1 protein-coding gene is annotated in these 282 nt (G+C 72.0%); it reads left to right on the top strand.

The window, feature by feature from the left end; translation table 11 throughout:
* Positions 1-282: transposase (locus N866_RS18865; protein ID WP_034229712.1), on the top strand; the 282-nt coding region annotated here is incomplete at both ends.

Here is a 282-nt window from a genome sequence, read left to right as displayed (position 1 = left end):
CTGAGGCGATCGAGGCGACCTGGCCGGATTCGCTGGTCCAGACCTGCGTGGTCCACCTGATCCGTGCGGCGATGCGGTTCGTGTCCTACGGCGACCGCAAGGCCGTCGCCGCGGCACTCAAGCCGGTCTACACCGCCGCGAACGCTGAGGCCGCCCTGGACGCCCTGGGGGCGTTCGAGGCCAGCGAGCTCGGTCGCAGATACCCGCACGCTGTCGCGACGTGGACCGGGGCCTGGGAGCGGTTCACCCCGTTCCTGGCGTTCCCCCCCGAACTGCGGCGGG

The sequence above is a fragment of the Actinotalea ferrariae CF5-4 genome, from assembly GCF_000603945.1.
GTDB classification, from domain to species: Bacteria; Actinomycetota; Actinomycetes; order Actinomycetales; family Cellulomonadaceae; genus Actinotalea; species Actinotalea ferrariae.
The sequence above is the reverse complement of the archived record's forward strand: the minus strand, read 5'-3'. Positions and strand labels throughout refer to the sequence as shown.